12 protein-coding genes are annotated in these 12,532 nt (G+C 64.9%); 4 read left to right on the plus strand and 8 right to left on the minus strand.

What is annotated here, in order from left to right:
• Positions 1 to 106 precede the first annotated feature (106 nt).
• A complete protein-coding gene (locus CK215_RS04560; RefSeq protein WP_066995918.1) occupies positions 107 to 775 on the plus strand; it encodes a response regulator in 669 nt (222 codons plus the stop codon).
• A gap of 5 nt (positions 776 to 780) precedes the next feature.
• Positions 781 to 2,181 carry a sensor histidine kinase gene (locus CK215_RS04565; RefSeq protein ID WP_095830252.1) on the plus strand — a complete coding sequence of 467 codons (1,401 nt, stop codon included), beginning with the start codon at positions 781 to 783 and terminating at the stop codon, positions 2,179 to 2,181.
• On the opposite strand, the gene CK215_RS04570 is transcribed toward CK215_RS04565, so the two are convergent.
• The 6 genes from CK215_RS04570 to CK215_RS04595 form a co-directional block, all read right to left on the minus strand.
• Entirely contained in the window at positions 2,162 to 3,037 is an 876-nt protein-coding gene (locus tag CK215_RS04570) for an ABC transporter permease (RefSeq protein ID WP_095830253.1), read from the minus strand. The genes CK215_RS04565 and CK215_RS04570 overlap by 20 nt on opposite strands.
• Before the next feature lie 13 nt (positions 3,038 to 3,050).
• Complete coding sequence (locus CK215_RS04575; RefSeq protein WP_066995843.1) at positions 3,051 to 3,905, minus strand: ABC transporter ATP-binding protein; 855 nt, start codon at positions 3,903 to 3,905, stop codon at positions 3,051 to 3,053.
• A 164-nt stretch (positions 3,906 to 4,069) separates the two neighbouring features.
• Positions 4,070 to 5,071, minus strand: a complete 1,002-nt coding sequence (locus CK215_RS04580) for an ABC transporter substrate-binding protein (RefSeq protein ID WP_245418635.1) — start codon at positions 5,069 to 5,071, stop codon at positions 4,070 to 4,072.
• A 189-nt stretch (positions 5,072 to 5,260) separates the two neighbouring features.
• Complete coding sequence (dapB, locus tag CK215_RS04585) at positions 5,261 to 6,040, minus strand: 4-hydroxy-tetrahydrodipicolinate reductase (protein WP_095830254.1); 780 nt, start codon at positions 6,038 to 6,040, stop codon at positions 5,261 to 5,263.
• 299 nt (positions 6,041 to 6,339) lie between these two features.
• Complete coding sequence (locus CK215_RS04590) at positions 6,340 to 8,445, minus strand: molybdopterin oxidoreductase family protein (RefSeq protein ID WP_095830255.1); 2,106 nt, start codon at positions 8,443 to 8,445, stop codon at positions 6,340 to 6,342.
• Between the two features lie 250 nt (positions 8,446 to 8,695).
• Entirely contained in the window at positions 8,696 to 10,573 is a 1,878-nt protein-coding gene (locus CK215_RS04595) for an ABC-F family ATP-binding cassette domain-containing protein (RefSeq protein WP_095830256.1), read from the minus strand.
• A gap of 129 nt (positions 10,574 to 10,702) precedes the next feature.
• On the opposite strand from CK215_RS04595, the gene CK215_RS04600 reads away from it, so the two are divergent.
• Positions 10,703 to 10,957, plus strand: a complete 255-nt coding sequence (locus CK215_RS04600; protein WP_095830257.1) for a hypothetical protein — start codon at positions 10,703 to 10,705, stop codon at positions 10,955 to 10,957.
• A 197-nt stretch (positions 10,958 to 11,154) separates the two neighbouring features.
• A complete protein-coding gene (locus CK215_RS04605) occupies positions 11,155 to 11,346 on the plus strand; it encodes a hypothetical protein (protein WP_095830258.1) in 192 nt (63 codons plus the stop codon).
• A gap of 114 nt (positions 11,347 to 11,460) precedes the next feature.
• Here the strand turns inward: CK215_RS04605 and CK215_RS04610 are convergent, their stop codons facing one another.
• Positions 11,461 to 11,733, minus strand: a complete 273-nt coding sequence (locus CK215_RS04610; protein ID WP_095830259.1) for a hypothetical protein — start codon at positions 11,731 to 11,733, stop codon at positions 11,461 to 11,463.
• 10 nt (positions 11,734 to 11,743) lie between these two features.
• Positions 11,744 to 12,184, minus strand: coding sequence for a MucR family transcriptional regulator (locus CK215_RS04615; RefSeq protein ID WP_066995912.1), 441 nt, complete (start codon positions 12,182 to 12,184; stop codon positions 11,744 to 11,746).
• Positions 12,185 to 12,532: the final 348 nt, after the last annotated feature.

Consider the following 12,532-nt stretch of genomic DNA (forward strand, 5'->3'; position numbering starts at 1 on the left):
GATCGAGACTATCGATTGCTCTCAAACTTTCCGTTCGGACCGCCCGCCGCGCTTGCGAAAGCCCGGCGCCACCCGGATGGAGGCATTTGCCGAACAGCGATGGACGATGCGGCTCCTGCTTGTCGAAGACAATCGCGAACTGGCCGATTGGCTGAGCAAGACGCTGCGCCAGGCGAGCTACGTCGTCGACGTCGTACATGACGGCGAGGACGTCGAGCATGCGCTGGCGGCCGGCGACCACGCGCTGATCATCCTCGACCTCGCCCTGCCGCGCATGGGCGGGATGGAGGTGCTGAAGCGGCTGAGGGCACGCGGCAACCCGGTGCCGGTCATCGTGCTCACCGCCAACGCCAGTCTCGACGGCCGGGTGAAGGGCCTCAACGAGGGCGCCGACGACTATCTGGCAAAACCCTTCCAGATCGAGGAACTGGAAGCGCGTATCCGCGTGCAGCTGCGCCGCGCCAACGACCGGACAGCGCCCGTCATCTCCTGCGGCGACCTCGTCTTCGACACCAACACCAGGCTGTTCTCGCTCGGCGGCGCGGCGCTTTCGCTGACGCCGCGCGAACATGCGGTGCTGGAACAGCTGGTGGTCAAGGCGGGGCGCACGGTGAGCAAGGCGGCACTCTCGGCGGCGATCTACGACTTCGACACCGACGCCGATCCCAGCGCCATCGAGATCTACGTGCATCGGCTGCGCAAGAAGCTGGAAGGCTCGCGCGTGCAGATCGCCACCTTGCGCGGCCTGGGCTATCTGCTCCGTCATGAAGATTAGGGGCCATGAAGATTAGCAGCAGCCTCCGCCTGCAATTGCTGGCATGGGTGGTGCTGCCGCTTGCCGCGCTGGTGACGGTCAATCTGTGGACCAGCCAGCGCAACGCGCTGGCGACGGCGGATCTGGTCACCGACCGGATGCTGGTCGGCTCGGCGCGCGCGATCGCCGAGCGGGTGGCGATGGCCGAAGGCGTGCTCGACGCCACCATTCCGCCGGCGGCGATCGAGATGTTCGACACCGGCGACCGCGACAGCGTCTACTACCGGGTCGAGACCGCCAACGGCCGGCTGCTGACCGGATATCCCGACCTCCCCCAGGCGCCGCAGAGCGGCAGCATCGAGGCTTCCTATCGCGATCGCCGGCTGCGTCTGACAACGCTCAGCCATGCCGTGATCGGCGCCGGCACGGATTCGCCGATCAGGGTCACGGTGGGCGTCACGCTCGCCGGCCATGACGCGATGGTGCAGCGGCTGTGGTTCAGCGCCTTTGCCCAGCAGCTGGCGCTGGTGGCGATCGCCGGCCTCTTCGTGCTGCTCGGCCTGCGCCGCGGGCTGGCGCCGCTGATGCGCCTGCGCGATACGGTGCGCTCGCCGGATCGCACCGATCTCGACCCGGTCGAGGTGCCGGGCGCGCAAAGCGAGATCCGGCCGCTGATCGACGCGCTCAACGCCTATATGGAGCGCGTGCGGGCGCAGATGGCGGCGCAGCGCCGCTTCATCGCCAATGCCGCGCACCAGCTGCGTACGCCGCTGGCGCTCATGTCGACACAGGCGAGCTATGTGCTGCGCGAAAGCGCCGCCGACCGGCGCGAGGAGGCGCTGGTGGCTCTACAGGCAGGCTCCGGCCGGCTGGCGCGGCTGGCCGAACAGCTGCTCACGCTATCGCGCGCCGAGCCGGGCAGCCGCCGGCCGCGCGCCGACCGCATCGACCTCACCGAAGCCGCCCGCGAGGTGCTGGAAACACATGCGCCGAAGGCCGTCGAGCGCAACATCGATCTTGGGCTCGAGGAAGCCGGACCTGTTCCCGTCATCGGCGACGGCACCATGCTGCGCGAGATGATCGTCAACCTGGTCGACAACGCGCTGCGCTACACGCCAGCCGGCGGCACGGTGACCGTCAAGCTGGCCGCGATCGGTCGCGAGGGCGTGATGACGGTCACCGACACCGGTCCCGGCATTCCGGCCGAAGAGCGCGAGCAGGTCTTCGAGCGCTTCTATCGCATTGCCGGTGCTGCCGAGGAAGGCAGCGGGCTCGGACTCGCGATCGTACGCGAGGTGGTCGAGAATGCCGGCGGCAGCGTTGCGCTTGGCGAGGCCGCCGGCACCGGGCTCAGGGTCGAGGTCCGGCTGCCGCTCGCCGCGCCCCAGGACAGGCCGACTGGAGCGGTCAGGCCCCTTGCTCGTTGAACGGCGCCGGACGCCATTTGACGACGTAGTTCTCGAAGCGGGTGATGATGAACTCCACCACCAGCGCCATCACGGCCAGGACAATCATGGCGGCGAAGACGCCATTGGCGTTGAACGCGCCCTGGGCGGTCGAGATCAGCAAGCCCATGCCCTGCTTGGCGCCGAGGAACTCGCCGACCACGGCGCCGACCAGCGCGAAGCCAAAGCTGACATGCAGGCTCGCCAGGATCCAGCTCATGGCCGATGGAATGATGACTGTGGTGGTGATCTGGTAGGGCGAGGCGCCGAGGATCTGAGCGTTGGCGATCATCGCCCTGTCGGCCTCGCGCACGCCCTGGAAGGCGTTGGCGAAGACCACGAAGAACACCATGACGACGGCCAGCGCCACCTTGGAGGCCATGCCGAGGCCGAGCGCTATGATGAAGACCGAGCCCAGCACGACGCGCGGCACCGAGTTGGCGATCTTGATGTAGATCGAGAAGACATCCGCCAGGAGCTTGTTGCGGCCAAGGACGATGCCGGCGGCGATGCCGCCGACGGCGCCGATGGCGAAGCCGAGGAAGGTTTCCTCGAGCGTCACATAGATCTGCAGCCAGAGCGGCCCCTGCGAGGTGCCCTCGGTGACCCAGGACCAGATCTGCTCCCAGATGCCGGAGGGGCTTGAGAAGAAGAACGGATCGATGACGCCGTGATCGGCGCCAAGTTCCCAAAGAGCGAGGAAGACGATCAGGATGGCGAGCCGCAGGCCGATAACCAGGGCATGGCGGCGGCGCAGCCGCGCCCTCGCCCGGGCTTCCGCGGCGACGATCGAGGTCGCGCGGGCGGCTTGGTGAGAGGCTGGAGAGATGGCGGTCATGGCAAGTCTCCTTTCAATGGCCGGTCTGCAGGCCGCGGCTCTGGCCGAGCTGCACTTCCTCGCGCAGGTCGTTCCAGATCACCTTGGCGATCTCGATGAATTTCGGATCGTATCGGATGTCGGCCATGACACGCGGGCGCGGCAGGTCGATGCGGTAGACACTCTTCACCGTGCCCGGCCCGGCGGTGAGCACATAGACCTTGTCGGCCAGTGCCACCGCCTCCTCGAGATCGTGAGTGACGAAGACGACGGAGGATTTGAGTTCCGACCAGAGGCCGAGCAGCTCGTCCTGCATGGCGGTGCGGGTCTGCATGTCGAGCGCGCTGAACGGCTCGTCCATCAGCAGAATCTTCGGCTGGTTGATGAAGGTTTGCGCTAGCGCGACCCGCTTGCGCATGCCGCCAGAGAGCTGGTGCGGATAGTGTTTCTCGAAACGCGCAAGGCCGACGCGTGCGATCCAGTCGCGCGCCCGGTCATAGGCTTGCGCCTTCGGCGTGCCGCGATAGAGCGGGCCGGCGGCGACATTGTCGATGACGCTGCGCCACGGAAACAGCGCGTCCGCCTGGAAGACGAAACCGATGTCGCGGCTGATCTCGGTTACGGGATTGCCCATGACGCGGACATTGCCGGTCGTCGGCCTGAGCAGCCCGGTGACGAGGTTGAGCGTCGTCGACTTGCCGCAGCCGGTCGGCCCGACGACGCAGGCGAACTCGCCGCGCGCCACCGTCATGGTGAAATCGCGGATGGCCGTCATCATGTGGCCGTCGGGGGTGACGAAGCGCAGCGTCACATCGTCGATGGCGATCGCGGCATCGGCCGGCGGCGCGGCCGGAGACAATTTCTCGGCCGCCATGGTTTGCAACTGCATGGCACACTCCTGTAGCGATGGTGCGAGGATGGCTGGGGGCTCGAGCCCATGGGCCCGCCGCGCCTCGGTATCCGGAAAGGCGCCGCTGCCGAATTGATTCAGACAAGCGGCGCAACTTGTTGTTCTTCAACGACCGAGCCGGCAGGCCCGGCTCCCTGTCGGCGCTACTTGGCGGCGTCGACGAATGCCGTGGTATAGGTCTTCGACAGATCGATCTGCTTGCCCTGCAGGCTCTTCGAGAAGGTCGACAGCACCTTCAGCACCGTCTCCGGGCCATCGGCGGGCATGCGGCCGTCAGGCGTGAACATCGCCTTGCCGCCGGCCAAGCCTTGCACATAGAGGTCCTTGTTGCCGGCGTAATAATCCTTCGGCATCTGGTCCGCGATCTCTTCGGCCGAATGGCTGGCGATATACTTCATCGTCTTGACGAAAGCGTTGGCGAGCTTCTGCGCCTCGTCCTTATGGCTCTCGATCCAGGCGGACTGGACATAGAAGGATGCCGCCGGATAGTCGCCGCCCAGCGCTTCCCTGGTCTTTTCGGGCGTGCGCATATCGACCAACACCTTGGCCTCGCCGGTCTGAAGCAGCTTGGCGATGGTCGGCTCGGTGGTCATGCCGGCCTGGATCTGGTCCTGCTTGACGGCGGCGATGAAAGTGTTGCCGGCGCCCACCGGCAGCAGCGTGTAGTCGCCCGGCTTAAGGCCGTTGCGCACGGCAAGATACTGCGTCAGGAAATCGGTCGAGGAGCCAAGACCGGTGACGCCGAGCGTTGCGCCCTTGAAGTCGGCCGGCGACTTGATTTCCGGATGCTTGGCCGAAACCAGCTCGACCTCGCCCGGCGCCTGGCTGAACTGGACGATCGACTGGATGTATTTGCCCTTCGACTGCAAGTCGACGGTGTGATCATAGAAGCCGACGACGCCCTGCACGGCACCGGCCAGCAACTCATTCTCGGCCTCGACGCCGGCGCGGGAGTTGACCAGCTCAACATCGAGCCCCTCGTCCTTGAAATAGCCGAGCTGCTGGGTGAGCACGGCCGGCAGATAGATCTGCTTTTCCATGCCGCCGACGATGATGGTGATCTTGTCGGCAGCCGATGCCGCCGTGGCGCCCGCGGCGACGATGGCAAACGAAAGCACCGCCGAACGCAAGACGCACTTCGAGATGAAACCGGTCACGTAACTTCCTCCACCTGGGCGGCGTGCCACTAGGCCACGCCGCATTTCCTCCTTGCCGGCCCGCTCCCGGACCGATCCCGCGGCGAACGCCGCAAAACTGTCATGGCATGGCCAAGCTTTCAGCTGGCTTTCAGTCATTTTAGCGGCCGAAAGAGCGAATTCCGCAGCTATCGCTGGTCACGAAGCGGCGAAGCCAAGCACATCGCGCATGCCGTATTCGCCTGGACGCTGTCCGGCCACCCAGAGTGCCGCCGCGATGGCGCCGCGAGCAAACATCGAGCGGTCGCCAGCCGAGTGCGAGAGCGTCAGCGCCTCGCCCTCAGCGAGGAAGCTGACGGAATGCTCTCCGACGATGCTGCCGCCGCGCAGCACGGCGAAGCCGATCTCGCCGACAGGGCGTGTGCCGACAAACCCATTTCGAGCGCGCCGCGCCACTTCGTCCAGCCTGACGCCGCGTCCGCGCGCCGCCGCCGCGCCCAACATCAGCGCCGTTCCGGACGGCGCATCGACCTTGAAACGGTGGTGCGCTTCCAGGATATCGATGTCGCAATCGTCAGGCCCAAGCGCCCGCGCCGCCTGCTCGACTAGCCCGGTCAGCATGTTGAGACCCAGCGAGTAACTGCCGGAGCGCACGATCGCGATCGCCGTCGCCGCCTCGGCGATTGTCTCCAGCTCGGAAACATCGAAACCGGTGGAGCCGATCACCAGCGCCGGACCGCCGCGCGCCGCGCATGCCTGTGCCAGTTCGACTGATGCCGCCGGCGTGGTGAAGTCGATGACGACGTCGGCAAGCGCCAGCGCCTCGTCGCGCGCAACCAGCCCCTCGCCCGTGCTGCCCGGTCGATGGAAGCGGGCGACAAGCTCCAGCCGCGGATCGGCCTGCACCACCTCCGTCATCTCCCGGCCCATGCGGCCGAGCGCGCCGGCGATGGCTATTTTCAATGACTGTTGCGGCAAGGGACACCTCGATGGAGACTTGGGGCCAATGTCGTCCTGGACAGAGCAAGAAGAAGTGAAGCGACGCAGCCACGCGACTTCGTCATCCTCGGGCTTGACCCGAGGATCCATGCCGTGATGGTCGCCGAAGGGGCGGCGGAGCAGAATTCTGCACCGTTGCAACGCCCGCATGTGATGGCATGGATCCTATGGTCTGCGCCCGTCGCTTCGCACCTTGCTCCGCCTTAGGATGACGAAGCAACGGGCTTTTTCGGCTAATCTCCCGGGCATGTGACCTGCCGAGCTCGCGCCACAGACCATCACAGCGCGCGCAGCCAGACCTTGTTGTCGTGGAGGGCAGCACCGCCATAGGGCGCCGGGGCGTCGGCACCGGTCAGCACGTTGATGCCTTCGCCGCGCTCATGCGCACTGTTCGGCCAGATGCCTTCCGCAATCACCACGCCGCACTTCACGCCGTCGAAGAACCTGGCATGCAGCACCACGTCGCCGCGCCGGTTGCCGATCTCAACGCGGCCGCCGTCCTCTATGCCGAGCGCCGCGGCATCTTCCGGGTGCAGCAAAAGCTCCGGCCTGCCTTCCTTGGCTTTCGACACCGGCGTCTCGGCAAAACTGGAATTGAGGAAGTTGCGCGCCGGCGAAGTTGCCAGCCGGAACGGATGCTCTTCGTCCGCGACCTCGATCAGCTCGACATGGTCGGGGAATTCCGGCAGCCGCTCGACCGGTCCGAACAAGCCCATGCTCTTCGGCGGCCGGTTGGGCGCCGACTGCCCGGTCCAATTGGGCCGGAAGTGGAATTTCTTGTCGGCATGGCCGAAGCCGTTGATGAAATGCGCGTCGTCGAAATCGGGTTGCAGGTCGACCCACTTCTGTTCCTTCAGGCTGTCGAAGCTGCCTAGCCCGCGCTTGCCGAGGATGATGTCGATATGCTCTTTCTCGGTCAGGCCAAAGCCCGGCCGGTCGCCGACGCCCAGCCGTTTGCCGAGTTCTTCATTGACGTAGTGGTTGGTGCGCGGCCCCTCCGGCGGTTCGATCAGCTTGGGGCCGAGCGTGATGTGCTGGTTGCCGCCACCCTTGTAGATGTCGTCATGTTCCAGAAACATCGTCGCCGGCAGCACGACGTCGGCGAGCTTGGCCGTATCGGTCATGAACTGCTCGTGCACGCAGGTGAACAGGTCCTCCCGCAGGAAACCTTTTCTGACCAGCCGCTGCTCGGGCGCGACATTGGCGGGATTGGTGTTCTGGATCAGCATCGCCGTCACCGGCGGGCCGCCGTAAAGCGCATCCTCGGCACCGGTCAGCACCGGGCCGATGCGCGAATGGTCGAGATAGCGCACCTTCGGGTCGCGCATCGCGGTGCCTTCGAGCACATCCTGGTTCAGCTTGAAGATGCCGGAATTGGAGTGAAAGGCGCCGCCGCCCTCATATTGCCAGGCGCCGGTAACCGCCGCGATGCATGAGGCGGCATGCATGTTGACCGAGCCGTTGCGCTGGCGCGCAAAACCGTAGCCGAGGCGAAAGTAGGTCTTCTTCGTTGTGCCGACCAGATGCGCGAAGGTCTCGATCTCGGTGACTGTCAGACCCGTCACTGCCGCTGCCCATTCGGGCGTGCGCGTCCTCAGATGTTCTTCCAGCCCGCGCGGATCGTCGGTGTATTTTTCCAGATAGGCGCGGTCGGCCATGCCGTCGCGGAACAAGACATGCATGACCGCGCAAGCCAGCGCGCCGTCGGTGCCGGGTTTGAGCACCAGGCCGAGATCGGCCTGCTTCATGGTGGCGTTGTCGTAGATGTCGATGGCGACGATCTTGGCGCCGCGCTCTTTTCGCGCCCTCGTCGCATGGGTCATGACATTTACCTGGGTGACCACGGCATTGGTGCCCCAGATCACCACGCAGTCGGACTTCGCCATCTCGCGCGGATCGGGGCCGCGCAGAGCGCCCGCCCCCATCATCCAGCCGGTCCAGGCGAGATTGGTGCAGATCGAGCCGAAGAAGCCCGAATATCTCTTCGCGTGCCGCAGCCGCTCGATACCGTCGCGCTGCACCAATCCCATCGTACCGGCGTAAAAATAGGGCCAGACCGTCTCCGAGCCGTATTTCTCTTCCGCCGCGATGAACTTCTCCGCGACGAGGTCGAGCGCCGCTTCCCAACTGGCTTCCTTCCAGGCACCCTCACCCTTTGCGCCCGCGCGCACCAGCGGCTTCAGCAGACGGTCGGGGTGATGGACGCGGTCCGCATATCGCGCGACCTTGGCGCAGACGACTCCTGCCGTGTAGCTGTTCGCTTTCGCGCCGTGGACGCGGCCGATGCGGTTATTGTCGAGCAGCTCCACCTCGAGCGCGCAGGTGGAAGGACAGTCATGCGGACAGGCCGAATGGCCGATCCCGAGCTTGGCGTGCTGGTTCATGCCAGGGTGTGTAGCGGGTTTTGCGGGAGAGGTGTAGGGCCAGATGGGGCTCCTCCTTCTCCCCTTGTGGGAGGAAGGTGGCCGAGCGAAGCTCGGTCGGATGAGGGGTGTTGGAAGGATCGCTACGACAAAGAAATGGGCGATCGAAGCAGCCCTGTTCTTCGGCGCCTCACTCCGTCCAACACCCCTCATCCGTCTCGGCGCTTCGCGCCGATCCACCTTCTCCCACAAGGGGGAAGGGGAAGCCGCCCTACTCCGCGATCCCCTCCTCATATTCCGCCGACATCCTCAGCCACTTGTCCTCGTTGAGGGCAAGTGTGTGGGCAAGCTGCGAGCGCTCCTTGGCCAGCCGCGTCGCGGTCGAGGGGTCCTTCTCGTAAATCGCCGGGTTGGCGAGCTCGTCCTCGATCAGGTCGATGCGCTTGCGGATGCGGTCCATCAGCGCCTCGGTGGCGCGGATCTCCTTGGCTAGAGGCTCGAGCGCCGAGCGCCGGGCGGCGGCCTCGCGGCGACGGTCGGCCTTGGATGCCTTGTCCGCCTCCTTCTGCTCGCGACGATTTGAGGAAACGCCGGTGACCAGCGTTTTATAATCCTCCAGATCGCCGTCATAAGGATTGACCGCGCCGTCCTTGACCAGCCACAGCCGGTCCGCCGTCGCCTCCAGAAGATGCCGGTCGTGCGAGATCAGGATCACCGCGCCAGGGAAATCGTTGAGCGCATGGATCAGTGACTCGCGGCTGTCGATGTCGAGGTGGTTGGTGGGCTCGTCGAGGATGAAGAGGTTCGGCCCCTCGAAGGCCGAGAGCCCCATCAGGAGACGCGCCTTCTCGCCGCCGGACAGGTCCTTGGCCGCGGTGTTCATCTTTTCGGTCGAGAGCCCGAACTGCGCGACGCGGGCGCGCACTTTGGCTTCCGGCGCATCCGGCATCAGCCGGCGCACATGCTCATAGGCGCTTTCCTCGGGACGCAGATCGTCGAGCTGGTGCTGTGCGAAGATCGCCACCTTCAGGCCCGGCGCCACCGTCATCGTGCCGGTCTCGGCTTTGAGGCGGCCGGCGAGCATCTTGGCGAAGGTCGATTTGCCGTTGCCGTTGGCTCCGAGCAGCGCGATGCGGTCGTCGGCATCGATGCGCAGCGTCATCTTCTTCAGCACCGGATCGCCCTCGGTGTAGCCAACATTGACGCCGTTGAGCGCCACGATCGGCGAAGCCACCGTCTTCACCGGCTCGGGAAAGGAGAACGGCCGCACCGTGTCGTTCACCACCGCGGCGATCGGCTTCAGCTTCTCCAGCGCCTTCAGCCGCGACTGCGCTTGCCTGGCCTTCGAGGCCTTGGCGCGAAAACGCTCGACGAAGGATTCCATATGCTTGCGCTGCGCTTCCTGCTTGACGCGGCTCTTTTCCTGCAGCTCGCGCTGCTCGGTGAGCTGGCGCTCGAACTGGTCGTAACCGCCGCGCCAGAAGGTCAGCTTCTTTTGGTCGAGATGGACGATCGAATTGACCGCGCGGTTGAGCAGGTCGCGATCGTGCGAGATGAGCAAAACCGTGTGCGGATACTTTGCGACATAGTTCTCGAGCCAGAGCGTGCCTTCGAGGTCGAGATAGTTGGTCGGCTCGTCGAGCAACAGAAGATCGGGTTCGGAGAACAGCACGGCGGCCAAGGCCACGCGCATGCGCCAGCCGCCGGAGAAGGACGAAGCCGGGCGCTTCTGCGCCGCATCGTCGAAGCCGAGGCCGGCAAGGATGGTGGCGGCGCGGGATTCGGCCGAATGCGCATCGATGTCGGCGAGCCGCGTGTGGATTTCCGCGATGCGGTGCGGATCGGTCGCGGTCTTCTCCTCTTCCAGCAAGGCCTGCCGCTCGACATCGGCTTTCAGCACGATGTCGATCAGCGGCTCCTCGGTGCCCGGCGCTTCCTGTGCGACCTGGCCGATGCGGGTGTTTTTCGGCAGGCTGATCGAGCCGGTCTCGGAGGGGAAATCGCCGGTGATTGCCTTGAACAGTGTCGTCTTGCCGGTGCCATTGCGGCCGACGAGACCGGCCTTGGTGCCGGCCGGCAGGGTCAGCGAGGCATGATCGAGAAGCAGGCGCCCCGCCATGCGCAGCGAGAGATCGTTGATGATAAGCATGGGCGGGCTTTTGCACCGGACGTCGGCGCTTCGCAAGAGCCAGGCCTGGAGGACGGCTCGCCGTGGTTCCGGGCGCCGGTCCCGAGCCCGACCAGGGAACCAGTTGCCGGCCGAAGCGTTCTGAGCCCCGTGATCCGCTATTTCGCCCTCGCCTTCATCTTCTTCCAGGTCGCCACGACCGCCGCGCTGGCGACACAAGTGGTGCTGTTTGAGGGCGAGACGGCTGCAGTGCTCCCCTTAACCGGCCCGGCAAGCGCGGCGCCGACGCTGCCAGTCTCCGCCCAAGTGGGGGAGATGACCGGCAGGCCAGAGGCGGACGCGACGAAGCACCTGCTGATCCAAATTTATCCTGGAAAACAATCCCAGACGTCGCCTACGCAATGACCGATAGGCCGGCGGCGCAGCGCCGCTCTGGGCCGCCGCGCGTCGAAAGCTTTTGGCCCAGGCCTGATGCTTTCTGAAATTGACTTCAGTTTTTGTCGTGACGCTGCGAATTTGGAATTGCGCTGTGAGTCGCGCGTAAGCGCCAAGAATGATCAAGAAGAACAACAACAATAACTTGGCTTGTTTAGGAGCTCACGATGGACGGGGCGGCAAACGATCCGCGCATGGTGAGATATGTGGCGGAGATCACGCGCAGGCTGGCGAAGATGCTTTCAAGCACGCGCTATCAAAGGCTTGTCTATTTTCTGGAAATGACCGCCGTCGAGGCGGACAGCCTCGCGGCCGACCAGGATCGAGGCACCGGGGCGGGCAAGCTGCCGCGCAATTGAAGGCGGCCCGAGCGGGTCCGGCTTTGACAGGTGCTGACGCTGAATACCGCTCCTCCCGCGATTCCGGAAAACCGCTGCGCGGTTATCCCGGAACCGCCTTGACCATGCGCCTTTTCAGCCGCCGACGATGCCGTCCAGGACCGCGAGGCATCTCAGCCGTCGCGCAGCGACGACCGGCCGGTCGTCATGCTCGACGATGGCGCGCTCGAAATTGTCGAGCGCGGTACGTAGATCGATGGCCGGCAGGTCCAATGAAAACAGGACGCGCCGCGCCTTGACCCGCTCGCCGGCAACGGCGCAAGACTGGATGGCCACCCTGCGACGCAACGCGTCGAGCGCGGCAAAGCGGTCGGCCGACGGCGTGGCGCCGTCCGTTGCGGGCAGCATGACCTTCGGCTCAGGCCTTGGCTTTGCGCTTGCCCCTGCCGGAATCCGCGGCCGGCTTGCGGCCCAGGCCGGAAGACTTGGCGAGCGCCGAGCGAGTGGCCGAATAACTGGGCGCCACCATGGGATAGTCCGCCGGCAGGCCCCATTTCGCGCGATATTCGTCCGGCGTCAGCCCATGGTCGGTCGACAGGTGCCGCTTCAGCGACTTGAACTTCTTGCCGTCCTCGAGGCAGACGATGTAGTCGGGGAATACCGAACGCTTCGGATTGACGGCCGGCGTCTGCGGCGCGCTTTCCTTCACCGGGGCGCCCCCGGCGAGCTTGCGCACCGAAGCGCTGACGCTGGCGATCAGATCAGGCAAGCCGGATGCCGGAAGCGGGTTGTTGCCCACATAGGCCGAAACAATGTCGGCGGTCAGCTCGATTGCAGTCTTGTCGTCGATATTGGACAATTTTTTCACCTTCTGCTGGCTCTCAAATGACCAGCTGTTTTTAAGACTTTAGTCTAGGTATCTTATTGGACCTGTCCCCCAACGGACGTCCAGAGTCAGTAAACGTGCGAGACTCAATACCGAAGGTATGTTTTCACCGCGGGCCGCGACCGCGCAAGTTAGGAATTCTAATACCTACAACAAACACTTTACAGCACCGAAGCTCTGCACGGGCGAGGAAATGACGCAACAGCACTTCAATTTCTACGAGTAATTCCTGCAAAAATTGGATTTCTGGACGGAAAGCCAATAATTGCGAGCAGCGCTGGCTCTCCGATCATCGATCATGCCCGATTCGTTAGGGCAAGT

The organism is Mesorhizobium sp. WSM3864 (assembly GCF_002294955.1).
In the GTDB taxonomy this organism is placed as follows: domain Bacteria; phylum Pseudomonadota; class Alphaproteobacteria; order Rhizobiales; family Rhizobiaceae; genus Mesorhizobium.

Bases quoted from the DNA above. Each gene is read 5' to 3' on its own strand.
- CK215_RS04560 (WP_066995918.1), top strand. From the start codon at position 107: ATGCGGCTCCTGCTTGTCGAAGACAATCGCGAACTGGCCGATTGGCTG.
- CK215_RS04565 (WP_095830252.1), top strand. From the start codon at position 781: ATGAAGATTAGCAGCAGCCTCCGCCTGCAATTGCTGGCATGGGTGGTG.
- CK215_RS04570 (WP_095830253.1), bottom strand. From the start codon at position 3,037: ATGACCGCCATCTCTCCAGCCTCTCACCAAGCCGCCCGCGCGACCTCG.
- CK215_RS04575 (WP_066995843.1), bottom strand. From the start codon at position 3,905: ATGCAGTTGCAAACCATGGCGGCCGAGAAATTGTCTCCGGCCGCGCCG.
- CK215_RS04590 (WP_095830255.1), bottom strand. From the start codon at position 8,445: ATGAACCAGCACGCCAAGCTCGGGATCGGCCATTCGGCCTGTCCGCAT.
- CK215_RS04595 (WP_095830256.1), bottom strand. From the start codon at position 10,573: ATGCTTATCATCAACGATCTCTCGCTGCGCATGGCGGGGCGCCTGCTT.
- CK215_RS04605 (WP_095830258.1), top strand. From the start codon at position 11,155: ATGGACGGGGCGGCAAACGATCCGCGCATGGTGAGATATGTGGCGGAG.
- CK215_RS04610 (WP_095830259.1), bottom strand. From the start codon at position 11,733: ATGCTGCCCGCAACGGACGGCGCCACGCCGTCGGCCGACCGCTTTGCC.